General features: G+C 64.4%; 15 protein-coding genes. 7 read left to right on the top strand and 8 right to left on the bottom strand.

Annotated features, from left to right (window positions below; genetic code table 11):
• The first annotated feature begins 364 nt into the window (after positions 1-364).
• Positions 365-1,081 (top strand): invasion associated locus B family protein, encoded by a 717-nt coding sequence (locus tag FIU85_RS01145; protein ID WP_172978762.1) that lies wholly within the window; start codon positions 365-367, stop codon positions 1,079-1,081.
• Positions 1,082-1,242: 161 nt separating this feature from the next.
• Here the strand turns inward: FIU85_RS01145 and FIU85_RS01150 are convergent, their stop codons facing one another.
• From FIU85_RS01150 to FIU85_RS01170, 5 genes are all read right to left on the bottom strand, one after another.
• The gene (locus FIU85_RS01150; protein WP_152495541.1) at positions 1,243-1,686 is read right to left on the bottom strand and encodes a hypothetical protein; all 444 of its coding nucleotides are present in this window, start codon (positions 1,684-1,686) and stop codon (positions 1,243-1,245) included.
• Positions 1,687-2,025: 339 nt separating this feature from the next.
• On the bottom strand, positions 2,026-3,237 hold the full coding sequence (locus FIU85_RS01155) for a beta-ketoacyl synthase (RefSeq protein WP_152495542.1): 1,212 nt from the start codon (positions 3,235-3,237) through the stop codon (positions 2,026-2,028).
• Positions 3,234-3,494, bottom strand: a complete 261-nt coding sequence (locus FIU85_RS01160; RefSeq protein ID WP_152492444.1) for an acyl carrier protein — start codon at positions 3,492-3,494, stop codon at positions 3,234-3,236. The genes FIU85_RS01155 and FIU85_RS01160 overlap by 4 nt, the downstream gene beginning before the upstream one ends.
• A 29-nt stretch (positions 3,495-3,523) precedes the next feature.
• Positions 3,524-4,615 (bottom strand): UDP-3-O-(3-hydroxymyristoyl)glucosamine N-acyltransferase, encoded by a 1,092-nt coding sequence (gene lpxD / locus FIU85_RS01165; RefSeq protein ID WP_152495543.1) that lies wholly within the window; start codon positions 4,613-4,615, stop codon positions 3,524-3,526.
• A 27-nt stretch (positions 4,616-4,642) separates the two neighbouring features.
• Positions 4,643-6,274 carry a murein L,D-transpeptidase gene (locus FIU85_RS01170; RefSeq protein WP_152495544.1) on the bottom strand — a complete coding sequence of 544 codons (1,632 nt, stop codon included), beginning with the start codon at positions 6,272-6,274 and terminating at the stop codon, positions 4,643-4,645.
• 337 nt (positions 6,275-6,611) lie between these two features.
• Between FIU85_RS01170 and FIU85_RS01175 the strand changes: the two genes are divergently transcribed.
• Positions 6,612-7,181: a DUF882 domain-containing protein gene (locus FIU85_RS01175; RefSeq protein WP_152492441.1), complete on the top strand. Its 570-nt coding sequence runs from the start codon at positions 6,612-6,614 to the stop codon at positions 7,179-7,181.
• A 195-nt stretch (positions 7,182-7,376) separates the two neighbouring features.
• On the opposite strand, the gene lipA is transcribed toward FIU85_RS01175, so the two are convergent.
• Positions 7,377-8,324, bottom strand: coding sequence for a lipoyl synthase (lipA, locus tag FIU85_RS01180; protein ID WP_152495545.1), 948 nt, complete (start codon positions 8,322-8,324; stop codon positions 7,377-7,379).
• A gap of 233 nt (positions 8,325-8,557) precedes the next feature.
• Here lipA and FIU85_RS01185 point away from each other — a divergent pair, with 233 nt between their 5' ends.
• Entirely contained in the window at positions 8,558-9,283 is a 726-nt protein-coding gene (locus FIU85_RS01185; RefSeq protein WP_152495546.1) for a VIT1/CCC1 transporter family protein, read from the top strand.
• 12 nt (positions 9,284-9,295) lie between these two features.
• Here the strand turns inward: FIU85_RS01185 and FIU85_RS01190 are convergent, their stop codons facing one another.
• The gene (locus FIU85_RS01190; protein WP_254702969.1) at positions 9,296-10,411 is read right to left on the bottom strand and encodes a DUF6456 domain-containing protein; all 1,116 of its coding nucleotides are present in this window, start codon (positions 10,409-10,411) and stop codon (positions 9,296-9,298) included.
• Positions 10,412-10,663: 252 nt separating this feature from the next.
• On the opposite strand from FIU85_RS01190, the gene FIU85_RS01195 reads away from it, so the two are divergent.
• On the top strand, positions 10,664-10,999 hold the full coding sequence (locus tag FIU85_RS01195; protein ID WP_152495547.1) for a DUF6477 family protein: 336 nt from the start codon (positions 10,664-10,666) through the stop codon (positions 10,997-10,999).
• Positions 11,000-11,003: 4 nt separating this feature from the next.
• Here FIU85_RS01195 and FIU85_RS01200 read toward each other — a convergent pair whose 3' ends face one another.
• Positions 11,004-12,548, bottom strand: a complete 1,545-nt coding sequence (locus tag FIU85_RS01200; protein ID WP_152495548.1) for a trimethylamine methyltransferase family protein — start codon at positions 12,546-12,548, stop codon at positions 11,004-11,006.
• A 334-nt stretch (positions 12,549-12,882) separates the two neighbouring features.
• Between FIU85_RS01200 and guaA the strand changes: the two genes are divergently transcribed.
• From guaA to FIU85_RS01215, 3 genes are all read left to right on the top strand, one after another.
• Entirely contained in the window at positions 12,883-14,454 is a 1,572-nt protein-coding gene (gene guaA, locus FIU85_RS01205) for a glutamine-hydrolyzing GMP synthase (protein ID WP_152495549.1), read from the top strand.
• Between the two features lie 48 nt (positions 14,455-14,502).
• Positions 14,503-16,518, top strand: a complete 2,016-nt coding sequence (locus FIU85_RS01210; protein WP_152495550.1) for an acyltransferase family protein — start codon at positions 14,503-14,505, stop codon at positions 16,516-16,518.
• A gap of 151 nt (positions 16,519-16,669) precedes the next feature.
• Positions 16,670-17,566 (top strand): DMT family transporter, encoded by an 897-nt coding sequence (locus FIU85_RS01215; protein ID WP_254702970.1) that lies wholly within the window; start codon positions 16,670-16,672, stop codon positions 17,564-17,566.
• The last annotated feature ends 37 nt before the right edge of the window (positions 17,567-17,603 follow it).

Raw genomic sequence — 17,603 nt, forward strand, 5'->3', positions numbered from 1 at the left:
GCGGCCTTTTTTTCACGGCGCTGAGGCGTTGCAACCTAAGCGTGCTAGATCGTTGTTATGGCTTGATAAGTTTTTTTAATCATTGCCTGTTGACGGGTCGACAGAACTGTCCTAGCGTCTGTTCAATAGATAAGTCGGCCAGTCCGGCAGGGAGAATTGGGAAAGAGACCTTACGGGTCTCTTTTCCTTTTTGCGGACAGGGGTTTTGCCGTTGTTTCAAGGCGATACGATGGAGGATCCCACCCACAATCACGGCGAAAATCCGCCTTGCGCCGCCGTCGGCGTTACGGTTTTATCCTGACATGCCGGCGCACCCATGTTAGAGCGCACACAGCTTGATTTCATACAAGAAAATGGGGTCCACATGACCAAGATTCTGCACAGCCTGCCCTTGATCGCCCTTCTGGGACTGGGAACGGCTTTGACCGCACAGGAAACTGAACAGACGGATGGTGCCGACACCGAAACGCAGGCCACCGAGACGGAAGGCTCCGAGACGGAAGCCACCGAGAGCGAGACGACCGAAACGGACAGCGCAGAGGACGGCGCCGCCGGTACGGATGAGGACACCGCCGGTGAGGCGGGCACCGACCCGGCCACCGGGCTGGACCTGGGCCGCGAGGCGGAGGAGCCGCCGTCCTATGTCAAGGAGACATATGGCGACTGGCAGCTTCAGTGCTTCCGCAGCGAGGCCGGTGAGGATCCTTGCCAGATGTACCAGCTGCTGCGCGAGGAAGGTGGCAACCCGGTGGCCGAGTTCAGCCTGTTCAAGCTACCGAGCGAAGGTCAGGCCGTGGCCGGCGCGACGATCGCGGTGCCGCTGGGCACGCTGCTGCCGCAGGGCCTGAAGATCTCGGTCGATGGCGGCAAGGCCAAGAACTACAATTACTCGTTCTGCTCGATGGGCGGATGTTTTGCCCGGATCGGCTTTACCCAGGCCGATATCGACGCGTTCCAGGCCGGTGCCGCCGCCCGCCTGACGCTGATCCCGGCACAGGCGCCTGACCAGGTGGTCGAGATCGAGGCGTCGCTGTCGGGCTTTACCGCCGCGTATAACGAGGTGTCGGTTCTGGAGAACTGAGACACGTCACCGTTCCGGACCTGGAAAGCGCCGCCCCCCGGGGCGGCGTTTTTCGTTTCTGCTTTTGATGGCATGACAATGACGATGAGCAAGCGCGGGGCGCAGGGTCGGCTTAGAGTCTAAAGCAGACTAAGTTCCTAGTGCCTGATCCAGGCTCGGGATTACTTGGTGATTTTTCGATACTCTAGGTCCGGCCATTCTTCGCTTTTGAGCCAGCCCAAAAAAAGATTCTCGAAATCGTCGTGTTGGGCCCGATACCCGTGACGCCACCACCAAGCAACATCCGCAGATCGTGATCCATCTATGGATGGGTACACGTAGGCACAGCCCAGATATTCGGCGCTGCCATCTTCGATTATCCATGCGAAGCTACGCTGGGCCTCAAACTCCTTTTGGTGCCAAGCCAAATCGACTAGATTTTTTTCCAGCGTAAGTCCTTTTGGCCATGTCAATTGCGGTGCCGCTGAATGAATGTTCGCAACGCTTTCCATAATCGCCGAATAGTCTCGCTCGTTTTCCGAGATGCCAAGTGATTTGAGATTGAAACCGCCCAATTTGTGAGTTTTTGGGATTTTCCATCCTTGAAAAAACGGGTGAGGTCTCATGCATTCTCCGATTAAAATTGATGAATTTACTCTAGATACGAACCCTGCAGATGGATAGCGGTTCGTTCAGCCGTGCGCTCCGTCCCGCTTTGGCGACCAAGTACCCGCGCGGAATCGAGGTGCGGCTTGCCGCGCCGCCGCGCATCGCCGGGCCGCACCCACGGCACTGCGATTTGGTGAGGCCGGGTGCTTCGCTCGAAAGTCTTCCGGATTTGGCAGGGATAAATTGCGGTAGAACAACTGCAGGATCGCCGCGCCGCGGCCCGTCGATTCGCGGCCCCTAACAACCCACCGTCCGCTTCGTCCCGCCAAACCGCCCCGGAACGCCGACGAACGCCGTCAGGCGAACCGCTTGAGCGCCAGCACCGCGTTCAGGCCGCCGAAGGCGAAGGCGTTGGAGAGCGCCACTTCGACCGACGCCTCGCGCGCCTCGTTCGGGACCACGTCGAGGGCGCATTCGGGGTCGGGCTCGTCATAGTTGATGGTGGGCGCAATGACCCCGTCGCGCAGGGCCATGATGCAGGCCAGAAGCTCGACCGCGCCGGTGCCTCCGATCAGGTGGCCGTGCATCGACTTGGTGGACGAGATCATCAGCCGGTCGGCATGGGCGCCGAAGACATCCGCGACGGCGGCGCTTTCGGTCTTGTCATTGGCGGCGGTGCCGGTGCCGTGGGCGTTGATATAGCCCACCTCCGACGCGTTGATCCGCGCGTCCTGCAAGGCGCCGGCGATGGCGCGCGACGCGCCGTTCTTGGAGGGCATGACGATGTCGGCGGCGTCCGAGGACATGGCGAAGCCGGCCACTTCGGCGTGGATCTCGGCGCCGCGCGCCTTGGCGTGTTCCAGTTCCTCGAAGACGAAGATGCCCGCGCCCTCGCCCTGGACCATGCCGTTGCGGTTGGCGGAAAACGGGCGGCAGCCGTCCTTGGACATCACGCGCAGCCCTTCCCAGGCCTTGACCCCGCCGAAGCAGAGCATGGATTCAGACCCGCCCGCGATCATCACCGGGGTGAGGCCGCCATGGACCATCTGGAACGCCTGCGCCATGGCGTGGTTCGACGAGGCACAGGCGGTCGAGACGGTAAAGGACGGGCCCTTGAGGTTGAATTCCATTGACACGTGGCTGGCCGCGGCGTTGTTCATCAGCTTGGGCACGACAAAGGGATGAACGCGGTTCTTGCCCTCCTCGTAGACCGAGCGGTAATTCTCGTCGAGCGTGGTCATGCCGCCGCCCGAATTGCCCAGCACCACGCCGGCCCGCGCGGCCAGTTCGCCGTCGAACTTCAGGCCGGATTGCGCAATGGCCTCGCGGGCGGCGATCAGGGTGAACTGGGTGAAGCGATCGTAAAGCGCCAGTTGCTGGCGGTTGAAGCGTTCCTCGGGTTCGTAATTCTTGACTTGGCCGCCGATCTTGATGGCCAGCCGGTCGACATCGCGGATGTCGAGCTCGGAAATGCCCGAGCGGCCTTCGCGCATGGCCTCCAGCGTTTCGGGCACGTTCGTCCCCAGCGCGTTGATCGTGCCCGCGCCTGTTATGACGACCCGCTTCACGCTTTCTGTTCCGCCACCAGCTTTTCGATGCCCGCAACGATGGAGGCGACCGACGAGATGTCGAAATCGCTTTCCTGGGGCGCGTTGGCGTTGAAGGGCACGGAGATGTCGAAGGCTTCCTCGATGGCGAAAATGCTTTCGACGAGGCCGAGGCTGTCGATGCCCAGTTCCTCCAGCGTGCTGTCCATCGTGACGTCAGACGGCTCCAGCACCGCCTGCTCGGCAATGATGTCGATGACCTTGTCCTTGGTATCCATGCTGCACCCCGTTCTTTTCGCGAACCGCTTTAGTCACTCTGATCCGGTTTTGAAACAGCTTTCTTGAGGTCGGCGACATCGGCAAACAGCCGCTTGATGCGGCGAAGGTATTTGTAGACCTCCATCTGGGTGTCCATCTTCATCGCCGGGTAGCCGAGCATGACGCGGCCGGCGGGCACGTTCGACAAAAGCTTGGTGCCGCCGCCGGCGATGACGTTGTCGCCGATGAAGATGTTGTCGGCCACGCCCACCTGCCCGGCCAGCACGACGTTGTTGCCGACCTTGACCGACCCGGCCAGACCGACAAGGCCGCACAGCAGGCAGTCCGTGCCGATGACGCAGTTGTGGCCGACCTGGACGAGGTTGTCGATCTTGGTGCGGTCGCCGATCACCGTGTCCCGGATTGTGCCCCGGTCGAGCGAGGCATGGGCGCCGACCTCGACATCGTCGCCGATGCGCACCGAGCCAAGGCTTTGAATGCGCACATAGGATTGCGCCGCGATTTCCCCCTGGTCGCCGAGGGACTGGCGCGCGCGTTCGACGCCCGAGACGTCCGGCGTGACATAGGAAAACCCGTCTGAACCCACCACCGCGTTGGGCTGCGCGATGAAGCGGTCGCCGATGACCACGCGGGCGCCGATGCGGGCGCCTTCGCGCAGGAAGGCCTTTTCCCCCAGAACCGCACCCGTGCCGACAAAGCTTTGCGGCCCGATGACGCTGCCCGCACCGATGCGGGCACCGGCGCAGATCACGGCGAGCGGACCGACGGAGACATTGTCGCCAAGGCTGGCGGTGTCGTGGATCACGGCGGAGGGGTGAATGCCGTCGTCCCAGCCCTGGCCGGGGTCGAACAGGGTGGAAAGGCCCGACATCACGTAGCGCGGACGCGGTGCGACGATGGCGGCCTCCAGCCCCAGCGCCTGCCAGTCGGCCCCGTCCCAGACCAGCGCGGCGCGCGCCGCGCCCTGCGACAGGGTCTGGGCGTATTCGGGCTTCATTGCCAGGGCAAGGTCCCGGGCCGTGGCGTCGGCCGGTTCGGACACGCCGGCAACGGTGACGGAAACATCGCCCAGGGCCGTGGCCCCAAGCGCATCTGCGATCTGCTCAATCGTGTAGGACATGACGGACCCCCTGCGTTCGGGGCCGGTTTACCCCCGAACGCCGGGCAGCGAAACCCCTGCCCGCTCCAGCGCGTCCCAGATCCGGGCATCCCGGCCATAGACATCCGCGCGGTAGTTGGTGTGGCCCTTGGGCTCGGTCACGGCGGTGCGGTAGATGATGTGCACCGGCACCTTCACCTCGAGGTTCACCTTGGTTTCGCGGCCCGTGTTCAGGATGCGGTGGAACGCGCCCTCGGGGTCGGCCTCCTGCCGCGCCAGAAGGGCATAGGCGAAATCGAACGGCTGTTGCAGCCGGATGCAGCCGTGGCTGTAGGCGCGGGTTTCATGGTCGAAGAGGTGCTTCTGCGGCGTGTCGTGCAGATAGATGTTGTACTTGTTCGGGAACATGAACTTCACCAGGCCAAGCGCATTGCGGCTGGAGGGCGGCTGCTTGATCGCGAAGGGGAAGTTGCGGGCGTTGTAGGCGCCGAAATTGATGCTGGAGCGGCTGACCGTGCGGCCGCGGCTGTCGACGAGGCGCAGGTGGCCGGCGGCGTTGCGGTTGCGCTTCATCTGCGGCAGGTATTCCTTGACCGCGATGGAGCGCGGCACGTGCCAGGTCGGGTTGATGACCATGTGCTCCATCTCGTCCGAGAATTCGGGGCTTTGACGGTCGGCGGCCTTGGCGCCGATCACGGCCCGGGTGCGGAAGGTCTCGATGTCGTCATCCATGATCCGGGCGGAGAAGTCGGTGAGGTTCACCAGGATGTGGCGCTTGCCCCTGCCCTGCGGCAGGTTCAGCCAGCGCTCGCGTTCCATCGCCACGATGATGGATTTCAGCCGGTCTTCGGCGGTGGCGTTGATTTCGCGCAGGGTGCTTTCGCCCGCGACGCCGTCGGTTTCCAGCCCGTGGTCGCGCTGAAACTCGCGCACGGCCTTCTGGATCGTGGAATCATAGCTTTGCGTCGCGGTCCGCCCGAGATAGCCCTTGGCCATCAGCCGGTTGCGCAGGGCAACGACGGCGGGCCCGGTGGCGCCCGGTTCCAGCTTGGTGGCCGGAACGGTCGGACCCCAGCCGCCGCTGACGACGAGGCCCTCGAGGCGCATCTTTTCCTTCATCAGGCGCTTGTATTCGTTGGTCGAGGGGGCAAGCTGCCGGATGAACTGGCGCGGCTCGCGGCTGGCGGCAAAGGCGGTCAGGGTGCGGGTGCGGTCGTAGTCGCGCAGCTCGCGCTTGATCGCGGGGACCACGCGGCGCGGATCCAGCACGCCGGTGCGCATGTCGTCGGCAAGGTTCAGGAACGCCTTGCTGAGCGCGACCTCGGCAAAACCGATATCGCGGGGCGTGCGCGCGGCGCGCAGCGTGTCGATCAGGGCGTCGATGTCGTAGCGCGACTGCGGCAGACCGTGGGCCGACACCGATTGCAACCCCAGGATCAGCGCCTGCCGCCGTGCCTTGTCGGCTTCCTCGTCGGTCCAGATGCCGCGAAAATCGGTGCTGCGGTAAAACGCTGCCAGATCGCGATCGTCCGCGGCGGCTTCGGCCACGGCCTGTTTGTAGGCGGTGACCTGCGCGTGAGCCGGCGTGGAGGCGGACAGCCAGACGACGACCGCCGCGAGCGCACTGACGATGGTGGTGAAAATGCTGGTGTGCCCCAAGGTGCGCAACGCGCTGCTCATGCCGTTCTCCAAGTTACCGTATTCCCCTGCGTGCAAAACAAGCGCACGCGATCATTAGTTCCTATTGCGGGCGGAACTGTCCAATCACAATTGGTTTTAAAGGTAAAATCCGCCGCATGTTGCAGCATCGCCGCAGGCTGGGCCGTGCTTCGCAGACACATCTGACCGAAATTTGCGCAAATTCTTGCCGAAATCGCTTGCGCTATGGAACCGGCGGACTTTCACCCCTTGGTAACCGAATCCTGATATGCCATAACACTTCTGCATCTGGGGATGAGATGAACAGAGCCGCTTCTTAACGCGGCAACAGGCAAGCGACGGGACAGGCGCTAACAACATGACCGATCAAAGCTCGACGAGCGTAACGCGGCGTGCGTTACTGGGTGCATTTGCGGCTACGACAGTGGTTGCGGCACCAACGTTTTCCAAGGCGGCAGGGTTCCTTCGGGGCGCAGGCGACATTCGTCGGCTGACCATGGCCTCGCCCCGCACCGGTGAAAAGATCGACACGATCTACTGGATCGAAGGGGAATACATCAAGGACGCGGTCCGCGAGATCAACCTCTTCATGCGCGACTGGCGCACCAACGACGTGCACAATATCGATATGCGCACGATGGACATCATGGCAGCGGCCCACAACCTGATGGATGTGAACGAGCCCTACCTGCTGCTCTCGGGCTATCGCAGCCCGAAGACGAACGCGATGCTGCGCTCGCGCTCCAGCGGCGTGGCGAAGAACTCGCGCCACCTGCGCGGCCAAGCGGCGGACCTGCGGCTGAACTCGCGCTCGGTGAACCAGATGTTCCGCGCGGCCTCGGCCTGCCGCGGCGGCGGCGTGGGCCGCTATTCGGGGTCAAACTTCGTGCACATGGATTGCGGTCCGGTGCGCAGCTGGGGGCGGTAAGGCCCCGCCCGACAAAACGCAAATATGTCTGTTCAGCACCGGCCCTGCGAGGTCGGTGTTTTTGTCTGCGGGGGTGAGATCCCGGATCAGGTCCGGGACGGTCTGTCGCTGCTTTCGTTCGGCACAATCCTGGTGCAGACGTCATCCCGGACCTGATCCGGGATCTCTTGCTGGTGTCGACGGGCTGCGGCGCCCCTACCCCAGCCTGGCCATCCGCGCGTCGCGCAGCCGGGCGAAATCGTCACCCGCGTGGTAGGACGAGCGCGTCAGCGGCGTGGCAGAGACCATCAGGAAGCCCTTGCCATAGGCGACCTTTTCGTAGGCGGCAAACTCGTCGGGATGCACGAAGCGATCCACGGCGTGGTGCTTGGGCGTGGGCTGAAGGTACTGGCCGATGGTCAGAAAATCGATATCGGCGGCGCGCATGTCATCCATCACCTGGTGCACAGCTTGTCGGTCTTCGCCCAGGCCCACCATGATACCGGACTTGGTGAATATGCCCGGATCCATTTCCTTGACCCTTTGCAGCAGGCGCAAGCTGTGGAAATAGCGCGCACCGGGGCGCACCTCGGGGTAAAGGCCCGGTACGGTTTCGAGGTTGTGGTTGAAGACGTCCGGCTGCGCCGCGACCACGACTTCAAGCACCGCAGGGTCGCAATGCAGGAAATCGGGTGTCAGGATCTCGATCGTGGTGCCGGGAGAGCGGTGGCGGATCGCGCGGATCGTCTGGGCGAAATGCTCGGCCCCGCCATCGGTTACGTCGTCGCGGTCCACCGAGGTGATGACAACGTGGTTGAGCCCCAGCTTCTGCACCGCGTCCGCCACGCGCCCCGGCTCGAAAGGGTCCAGATCCTCGGGCGGCTTGCCGGTGGCGATGTTGCAGAACGAACAGGCGCGGGTGCAGACCTCGCCCATGATCATCATGGTGGCGTGGCCCTGATTCCAGCATTCGCCGGCATTGGGACAGCCCGCTTCCTCGCAGACCGTGACCAGCTTGTGCTCGCGCATGATCCGGTGGGTTTCGAGATACCCTTTGCCGACCGGCGCCTTGACACGAATCCAGTCGGGCTTTTTCGGTTGGGCGTTGTCGGGCCGGTGCGCCTTTTCAGGGTGGCGCTGGTCCGGGATCTTGAGATCGCGCACGAATTTTTCCCCGCAAATCCTTTGGTAAGACATCCTATTTATAAGTCACCGTGGTGGGAAGTTCCAGTGATGCAAACCTGTCATGCATGTGGCGGGTGCGCGCTTAACGAGTGGCCCACCTCCTGCCATCCCGGCGTGCCCGGTCTTCGCGCCGGCGCCACCGCCGACTTCGGGCGTTTGCGCGGGGTCCGGGCCGGTCTATGCTGCCGCTCGAGGCGGAACGCGGGGGCAGGATGGATTGGCAGAGACACAGGCGCGAGGCGCACCGGCTGAGCCAGACGCAGGAATACCTGAAGCAGATCGTCTATGGCGGCAATGACGGGATCGTGACCACCTTCGCCATCGTGGCGGGATTCGCCGGCGCGCAGGCCGAGGGCGTGGCGCAGATCGGCGGCGTGGCGGTCCTGGTTTTCGGTCTGGCCAACCTCTTTGCCGATGCGATCAGCATGGGGCTGGGCGAATTCCTGTCGCTTCGGTCGCAGCATGACCTTTACCGGGCGCGGCGCACAAGCGAGCTGCGCGAAATCGCCGCCGACCCGGAGCACGAGCGGATGGAGCTGTTCGAGATCCTGCGCCAGCGCGGCCTGCCCGCGGGCGAGGCCGACACGGCGGCGACGATCATGTCGCGCCATCCCGAGATCATGGCCGACCTGATGATGACCTACGAATTCGGGATGCAGGACCCCGACGAGGACAGCCCCGTTCTGAGCGGGCTGTTCACCTTCGGCGCGTTCCTGCTGTTCGGGGCGATTCCCTTGTTTCCCTATTTCGTGCTGGAGGCCACGCGGACGACCTTTGTCCTGTCGGTTGCGGCAACCGCGGCGGCGCTGATGGCGCTTGGGGTGCTGCGCTGGAATGCGACCGGCGAACATATGGGGCGCTGCGTGGGCGAGACGCTGCTGGTGGGCACGATCTGTGCGCTGGCGGCCTTCGGCGTCGGCTGGCTGGTGGGCGGCTGAGGCGCGGGCCCCCTACCCCATCAGGCCCGCGCTGTCGCCCAGCTCGGCGTAGTGACGCTTGAGCCGTTGCAGCGCGATGCGCAGGACAATCTTTCCCGACCGCGCCGACCAGCCAAGCTTTTTCTCGGTGGTTTCCAACCCTTCGAGAAAACAGCAGCAGCGCAGGGCCACATCTGCAAGCCCCGGCCCCAGATCGCGCAGGGCGCCAAGCACCCGCGCCTGCGCGGCCTGGGCACTGGCGGCGGGCGGAGCGACGGGCGCGGGCTGGGTCTTGCCGGTCAGAATGTCGGTCCAGTCCGTCCGGGGCGTGTCGCCCAGGTGGCCCATCTCGAAATCTTCGCGCAGGCGTTCGCCGGCCCGCACCAGGTCGGGCGCGAGAAAGCGGCTGCCGTCGCGGTCGCGGCGGCGCGAGAGCAGGATCAAGGGAGACTCCCCGATGCCATGGCGGAGGCGGCGCCGGCCCTCGGCCGCGTCATCCTCCGGGAGCGGCGCATCCTGCCCCAGGAAGGCGGCCTGCGACTCGGCAAAGCCCTGGGCGCTGTTCTCCGCCCGGGCCATCAGCTGTCCAAGCGCGGATCGTCCCGCCGACGTGATGGCATAGCGTGACACGCGGCCGGGCGTGTCGCAGCTGATCCAGCATTTCAGGGCCATCGCCTCGGCCACGTCGCGGTCGACGACCGCGGTGCGGTTCTGGCCCGCCTCGGTTTCGCGGACCACGACGGCCTTGTCCATTTCGCTGGCCACGGCCAGGACCGCGCCTTTCTCGCAAAGCCGGCGCAGAACGCGCAGCGCCTCGCGGTTCAATCGGGATTCGGTGAGGGTTGTCGCGGTCTCGGCGGGGGTCGGCAGCATGGTCATGCGGGTCTCCTTGAGGCATGAACCGGCACCGGGCTGCGACATGACCTGTGGGCCAAGGCGGCGCAGGGCCTCGTCGACGAGGTGATCGTCGCGCAAGGCCTCGAACGCACGCACTTGTCGGGAAACGGTCGAGGCGTGACAGCCGAGTTTCCGGGCCAGCGCCCGGATCGACGTGCCGCCCTCCGTATGGGCCAGATAGGTTATGGCCGCCATCGGCACCCAAGACAGATCTTTGCCGGGCGTCGACCCGGGCACTCCAGCCATGCTCATCCGTTTCCCTCCTTGGCCTGATCTCTTGTGACAGGATCAGTTGTCCCCAAAGTGCCCACAGAGTTCTCCACAAGCGACATGCAACCTAAGGGCGACTTGGTTACCAGTTCGTTAATTTTCACTCCGTTCGGCAACAATGGTTTCTCAAGTGTAAACAATTGGCCACGGCGGCGTGCGGTGGAACGGCGATTCACGCAACGCACCGGCGAGTCGTGTCACTCAGAGGGCTCCGCAGAACAGGAGACCGACACCATGACCCACGCGCTTGCCCTTCTAGATACGCTGACCCGCCCGCGCCTGTTGATCAAGGCGGCCAGGATCGGCGCCGCGCAGTATCGCCGCGACATTCACCTGGGGCGCCTTCTGGACATCGAACCGCTGCCCGACAGCGGCGCGGCGCTTGAATTGTTGATCGAGATCGAGGCCGCGCTGGACGAAGCGCGGCGGCGGCGCAGCGCCGAATACGCCGTGGCGCGGCATCTGGACCTTTTGATCGCAATCATGGGAGAGGCCCGGCTGATCCGGGCGGCGATGGCGCCCGAAGGCGCGACACCGGCGCAGGGCATGGCACCCGCGCCGGTGTCTTGAGGGATCAGGCGAAGGCGTCGGGCATGGACGCCTTTCTTTCCGCCACGTAGGCGTCGAGCGCTTCGAGCACGCCGGGGTCGAGATGGGGCTGCTGGTAGTTGGCCAGCTGCTTTTCGACGCGGGTGGTGGCCAGCGCCATCGTGTCCTGCCCGCCCTCGTCGGCCCATTGCTCGAACGGCTTGTAATCGAGCATTTCCGAGCGCCAGAAGGCGGTCTTGAAGTTGGCCTGGGTATGGGCGCAGCCCAGGTAATGCCCGCCCGGGCCGACCTCGCGGATGGCGTCCATCGCCTGGCCGTTCTCGTCGGTGTAGATGCCCTTGGCGAGGTGGTGGTAGACGCCCAGCTGGTCGGCATCCATGACGAATTTCTCGAACGAGGACACCAGCCCGCCTTCGAGCCAGCCGCAGGAATGCAGCATGAAGTTGACGCCCGACAGAAGCCCCATGTTGAGGCTGTTGGCGGTTTCATACGCGGCCTGCGCGTCGGGCAGCTTGGAGCCGTTGAACGACCCGGCCGAACGGTAGGGCAGCCCCAGGCGGCGGGCGAGTTGGCCCGCGCCATAGGTGATGTGCGCGGCCTCGGGCGTGCCGAAGGTGGGCGCGCCGGAGTTCATGTCGATCGAGGTCACGAAGGCGCCCATGATGACGGGTGCGCCGGGGTTGCAAAGCTGGTTGAAGGCGACGCCCGCCAGCGCCTCTGCCATCACCTGCGTCAGGGTGCCCGCCACGGTCACCGGCGCCATGGCGCCACCGACGATGAAGGGCGAGACGATGCAGGCCTGGTTGTTCTTGGCGTAAACCTCCATCGCGCCCATCATCACCTCGTCGAAGGTGAGCGGCGAGTTGATGTTGATCAGTGAGGTCATCACGGTGTTCTGCTGCACGAACTCCTCGCCGAAGAGGATTTTGCACATATCCACGCTGTCCTGCGCGCGGGAAGGTTCGGTCACCGAGCCCATGAAGGGCTTGTCCGACAGCACCATGTGGGCGCGTAGCATATCGAGGTGACGCTTGTTGACGGGGATGTCGGTGGGTTCGCACACCGTGCCGCCCGAGTGGTGCAGCCACTTGGACATGTAGCCGAGTTTCACGAATTTCTCGAAGTCGGCCATGGTGGCATAGCGCCGGCCGCCCATGGCGTCGCGCACGAAGGGAGGGCCGTAGACCGGGGCGAAGACCAGGTTGTTGCCACCCACCACGACGTTGCGCTCGGGGTTGCGGGCGTGCTGGGTATATTGCGACGGCGCGGTCTTGATCAATTCGCGCGCGAGGCCGCGGGGGATGTGCACCCGCTCGCCCTGCACGTCGGCGCCGGCGTCCTTCCACATTTGCAGAGCGCGCGGATTCTCGACAAAGTTGACGCCGATCTCTTCCAGAACGGTTTCGGCATTGTGCTCGATCATCTCGAGCGCCTCTTCGTTGAGGATTTCGTAATTCGGGATATTGCGCTCGATATACTTGGCGGTTTCGACGCTGACGGCGGTACGTTCCGCGCGGCGGGCTGCGCCGCCTCCGCCCCGGGCCCGTCTGCGGGTTGCTGCTTCGGCCATATTCTGGTTCCCCAACGTGAACTTGCACCCATGACAGAGTGCGACTGCGCCCTTAAATATCCGCTAACGCGACCGAGTCGCGGGAGATTTGCGCCGTTTCACGGTCTATAGCGACATTCGGCGTGGACGATGGGAGCGATCGGCCGGGGCGCGTGGGCTCTCGCCCACCCTACGGGATGTGGCGGCGCGGCATCCCGGACTTAATCCGGGATCTCCGGGTACGAGGGATCCTCGGGTCAGGCCCGAGGATGACGGAACGCTTCACGGTCACACGGCTTGGTCAAGCACGCGCAAACCTGTTGCATCGGCCCGGCGCATTTCATAATGGCTTGGCATGACCCAGCACGATCGCCTTCTCATCATCGACTTCGGCAGCCAGGTGACGCAGCTGATCGCGCGCCGCCTGCGCGAATTGAGCGTCTACTGCGAAATCCATCCCTTTCAAAAGGTCACGGACGACTTCCTGAAGGAGTTCGCGCCCAAGGCGGTGATCTTCTCGGGCGGTCCCGATACGGTGACGCGCGAGGGATCGCCCCGGCCGCCGCAATCGGTCTATGACCTTGGCGTGCCGATCCTGGGGATCTGCTATGGCCAGCAGGTGATGATGCAGGACCTGGGCGGCCGCGTCGAAGGCGGCAAGATCTCGGGCGGCGGCGGCACGGCGGAGTTCGGCCGCGCCTGGGTGTCGCCCAGCGAAGAGCGGATCGAGCTGCTGGCGGGCTGGTTCCTGGACGCGCGCGAGCAGGTCTGGATGAGCCATGGCGACCACGTGGCCGAGCTGGCGCCCGGCTTTGCCGTCTACGGCACCTCGCCGCACGCGCCCTTTGCCATCACCGCCGACCTTGAGCGGGATTTCTACGCAGTGCAGTTCCACCCGGAAGTGCATCACACGCCCAACGGCCGCACGCTTTACGAGAATTTCGTCAAGCGCGCCGGGTTCAAGGGCGACTGGACCATGGCCGCCTATCGCGAGGAGATGGTCGAGGCGATCCGCGAGCAGGTGGGCGATGCGAAAGTCATCTGCGCGCTGTCGGGCGGCGTGGACAGTTCGGTGGCCGCGGCGCTGATCCACGAGGCGATCGGCGAGAACCTGACTTGCGTCTTCGTCGATCATGGCCTGTTGCGCCTGAACGAGGGCGAGGAAGTCGTGGGCATGTTTCGCGACCACATGAATCTGCGGGTCATCCACGCGCAGGAGCAGGATCTGTTCCTGGGCGAGCTGGAAGGCGTCTCGGACCCCGAGACCAAGCGCAAGATCATCGGCAAGCTCTTTATCGACGTGTTCCAGAGATACGCTGACGAGATCGAGGGCGCGGCCTTTCTCGCGCAAGGCACGCTTTACCCGGATGTCATTGAATCGGTGAGCTTTTCCGGTGGCCCCAGCGTGACGATCAAAAGCCACCACAACGTCGGCGGCCTGCCCGAGAAGATGGGGCTGAAGCTGGTCGAGCCGCTGCGGGAACTCTTCAAGGACGAGGTGCGGGCCTTGGGCCGCGAATTGGGCCTGCCCGACAGTTTCATCGGGCGTCACCCCTTCCCCGGCCCCGGTCTTGCCATCCGCTGCCCCGGCGAGATCACCCGCGACAAGCTGGAGATCCTGCGCAAGGCCGATGCCGTCTATATCGACCAGATCCGCAAGCACGGGCTGTATGACGAGATCTGGCAGGCCTTCGTCGCGATCCTGCCGGTGCGCACCGTGGGCGTGATGGGCGACGGGCGGACCTATGACTATGCCTGCGCCCTGCGGGCGGTGACGAGCGTGGACGGCATGACCGCCGATTACTACCCGTTCAGCCACGATTTCCTGGGCGAGACCGCGACGCGGATCATCAACGAGGTCGAAGGCATCAACCGGGTGACCTATGACATTACCTCGAAGCCGCCGGGCACCATCGAGTGGGAATAGGCGCCTGCCCTCGGGTCCCCCGCTCCCAATGACGCCACGTTGAACTTCATGACGCCCCCGCATCATACCGGCTACCGCAGAGAGATCGACGGCCTTCGGGCCTTCGCGGTCCTGTCGGTCGTGGCCTTTCATGCGTTTCCCGGCGCGGTGCCGGGCGGGTTCGTCGGGGTCGACGTTTTCTTCGTCATCAGCGGCTTTCTGATCACCAGCCATATCTTCGAGAAGCTGGACCAGGGCGCGTTCAGCTTTGCCGACTTCTTTCAACGGCGCATCCGGCGAATCTTTCCCGCGCTTCTGGTGGTGATGTCGCTCAGCCTGCTGTTCGGCTGGCTGGTCCTGTTGTCGGACGAGTTCAACCAGCTTGGCCTGCACGTCGCCAGCGGTGCCGCCTTCATCAGCAATTTCGTCTTTGCCGCCGAGGCCGGCTATTTCGACGCCGCCGCCGAGCTGAAGCCGATGCTGCACCTGTGGAGCCTCGCGGTCGAGGAGCAGTTCTATATCCTGTGGCCGCTGGCGCTCTGGGTGGCGTGGAAGCTGCGGGTCGGCCTGCTGATCCTGACCCTGATCGTGTTCGCGGCCTCCTTCGTCGTGAATGTCGTCTATGCCACCTCGCATCCGGTCGAGGCGTTCTTCTGGCCGTTCGGGCGCTTCTGGGAACTTTTGAGCGGCAGCCTTCTTGCGTGGGTCACGGTGCACCGGCGCAGCCCCCTGGCAAGCGAGACGGTACGAAAGCTGGCGGGCGGTCTGGGCCTGGTGCTGCTGGTCGTGTCGGTGGCGGTGATCGACCGGACGGCCGCATTTCCGTCCTGGTGGGCGATCTTGCCGGTTCTGGGGTCGGTGCTGGTCATTTTCGGCGGGGCCACGGCCTGGGGTGTTGCACCGCTTTTCACCAATCGCGTCGCGGTCTGGTTCGGGCTGATAAGTTATCCGCTCTACCTTTGGCATTGGCCGGTCCTGTCGTTCCTGCACATCGCAGAGGACGACGTGCCGCACCGGGACGCGCGGATCGCGGGCGTGCTCCTGGCCATCCTGCTGGCCTGGCTGACCTACCGCCTGATCGAGCGGCCGATCCGCTTTGGCACATTCCGCGAACCGGCACGGTCGCTGTGGCTGGCGGCGATCATGGTGGCGGTCGGACTGGCGGGGTTCGTCATCAGCCGGACCGATTTCAGCGACACGCACACCGCCCGGTCGGTGTATTTGCGGGGCGGTCTGGAGCACCGGATCGGACCGTCCAGCCGGTGGTTCGAGGGGCGTGACGACTGGCTGTTCCTGGGCAACAGCTATGACCGGACGGTGGCCAAGCTGCGATCCGACAGCCCGCCGCCGCCCGACGAGGTGGTAGACACGCGCGCGCTCTTTGCAGAGATCGCCGAGACGGCGGCGCGATCCGGCACGCGCGTCGCCCTGATTGTCGGCCCGAACAAGTCGTCGGTCTATCCCGAGTACCTGCCGCCGGAACTGACGCCCGCGGACAGCCGGTATTTCGGGGCCTTCGCGCAGGCGTTGGGCGCTGTCCCGAACCTGACGTTCCATGATCCGACCGCCGGGTTCCTGCGGGACAAGGAGGCCGAGGGCGAACTCTATTTCCGCACTGACACGCATTGGAACAGCAAGGGCGCGTTTCTTGCCTGGGACGGGCTGATGCAAGCGCTCGGGCTGCCGGTGCCGGAGGTGGCGTTTGTGCCCGGTCCCGAAGTGCGCGGCGACATCATAGAGATCGCCGGGATGGAGCGCTTTCCGCTGCGTCCCGGCGACAACTGGCTCTACGAGTTCCGGCGGGATTTCGAGCTTGAGCGCCGCGGCATTCCCGACGCGACGGTCACCGATTCCTTCGGCCTGCGCGAAGTGGTGACGAACTCGAATCCGCCGTCGGACATGACGGTCTGGGTGATCGGGGATTCCTTTGCCTCGTCGGTCAAGCCGTTCATCGAGGCGAGTTTCCGCGAGGTTCACCACAAGGGCCATTGGAACGAGCGCCTGCCGCGACTGGCGGACGATCTGAACGCCGCCGAGGAAAAACCGGATCTGATCGTGGTCATCCGGGTCGAAAGATCCTTCTGACCGCTGCATCACGAGCGCATCCCCAAAACCGCACTCTGCCCTTGGAAAGCGCCCTGCGGCTCTTTAGAGAACGTGTCAGCGCCAGCGGGCCCCGGCATCTGCCGGACCGGTCCGTTGCGCGCCATGATCCTTCAGCCGATCCGGGGACCAGATGACCGACAACCTGCAAAACCCGCCGCGGGACACCGCGGCGTCCGTCCTGCGCGCGGGCGTTTTTATGCTGGGGGCCGTGGCGTCCTTTACCCTGATGGCCGTGGCCGGGCGACAGGTGAGCTTCGAGCTGGATACATTTGAAATCATGATGTTTCGCAGCTTCGTCGGTCTGGCCGTCGTGATGGCGTTCGTGCTGGTTCAGGGACGCCTGCACGAGCTGCCGACGCGAAAGACCGGCACGCATCTTCTGCGCAACATCTTTCATTTCACCGGACAGAACCTGTGGTTCTTCGCCATCACCATGATCCCGCTGGCGCAGGTCTTCGCGCTGGAATTCACCACACCCCTGTGGGTGCTGATCCTGTCGCCGCTGATGCTGGACGAACGGATGACGCGGATGCGGGTCATCGCCGCCGTGCTGGGCTTTGTCGGTATCCTGATCGTGGCGCGCCCCACGCCCGAGACGCTGAACATCGGCACCGCGGCCGCGGCGGCCTGCGCCATCGGATTTGCCGGGACATACATCTTCGCCAAGCGGCTGACGCGCACGGAATCGCTGGCGTGCATCCTGTTCTACATGACGGTCATGCAGGCGGTGTTCGGGCTGATCTGCGCCGGCTTCGACGGCGACATCGCTCTGCCCTCGGGCACCAGCCTGCCGTGGCTGGTGGCCATCGGCATCTGCGGGCTGACGGCGCATTTCTGCATCACCTCGGCCCTGTCGCTGGCCCCCGCCACGCTGGTCAGCCCGATCGACTTCATGCGCCTGCCGGTGATCGCCATCGTCGGACTGCTGGTCTACGGCGAGGCGGTCAGCATCTATGTCTTCGTGGGTGCCATACTGATCTTCGGGGCGAATTACCTCAACCTCTGGTCGGAAACCCGCAAAAGCTAAACCACTCGGTTCGGAACAGCCCATAGCTGTGACATTC

Origin of the sequence: Roseovarius sp. THAF8 (assembly GCF_009363735.1) — a bacterium.
Taxonomy (GTDB): domain Bacteria; phylum Pseudomonadota; class Alphaproteobacteria; order Rhodobacterales; family Rhodobacteraceae; genus Roseovarius.

What these genes read in the sequence shown, in the direction of transcription:
- FIU85_RS01145 (WP_172978762.1), top strand. Translation starts at nt 365, where the DNA reads ATGACCAAGATTCTGCACAGCCTGCCCTTGATCGCCCTTCTGGGACTG.
- FIU85_RS01150 (WP_152495541.1), bottom strand. Translation starts at nt 1,686, where the DNA reads ATGAGACCTCACCCGTTTTTTCAAGGATGGAAAATCCCAAAAACTCAC.
- FIU85_RS01160 (WP_152492444.1), bottom strand. Translation starts at nt 3,494, where the DNA reads ATGGATACCAAGGACAAGGTCATCGACATCATTGCCGAGCAGGCGGTG.
- lpxD (WP_152495543.1), bottom strand. Translation starts at nt 4,615, where the DNA reads ATGTCCTACACGATTGAGCAGATCGCAGATGCGCTTGGGGCCACGGCC.
- FIU85_RS01170 (WP_152495544.1), bottom strand. Translation starts at nt 6,274, where the DNA reads ATGAGCAGCGCGTTGCGCACCTTGGGGCACACCAGCATTTTCACCACC.
- FIU85_RS01175 (WP_152492441.1), top strand. Translation starts at nt 6,612, where the DNA reads ATGACCGATCAAAGCTCGACGAGCGTAACGCGGCGTGCGTTACTGGGT.
- FIU85_RS01185 (WP_152495546.1), top strand. Translation starts at nt 8,558, where the DNA reads ATGGATTGGCAGAGACACAGGCGCGAGGCGCACCGGCTGAGCCAGACG.
- FIU85_RS01190 (WP_254702969.1), bottom strand. Translation starts at nt 10,411, where the DNA reads ATGAGCATGGCTGGAGTGCCCGGGTCGACGCCCGGCAAAGATCTGTCT.
- FIU85_RS01195 (WP_152495547.1), top strand. Translation starts at nt 10,664, where the DNA reads ATGACCCACGCGCTTGCCCTTCTAGATACGCTGACCCGCCCGCGCCTG.
- FIU85_RS01200 (WP_152495548.1), bottom strand. Translation starts at nt 12,548, where the DNA reads ATGGCCGAAGCAGCAACCCGCAGACGGGCCCGGGGCGGAGGCGGCGCA.
- guaA (WP_152495549.1), top strand. Translation starts at nt 12,883, where the DNA reads ATGACCCAGCACGATCGCCTTCTCATCATCGACTTCGGCAGCCAGGTG.
- FIU85_RS01210 (WP_152495550.1), top strand. Translation starts at nt 14,503, where the DNA reads ATGACGCCCCCGCATCATACCGGCTACCGCAGAGAGATCGACGGCCTT.
- FIU85_RS01215 (WP_254702970.1), top strand. Translation starts at nt 16,670, where the DNA reads ATGACCGACAACCTGCAAAACCCGCCGCGGGACACCGCGGCGTCCGTC.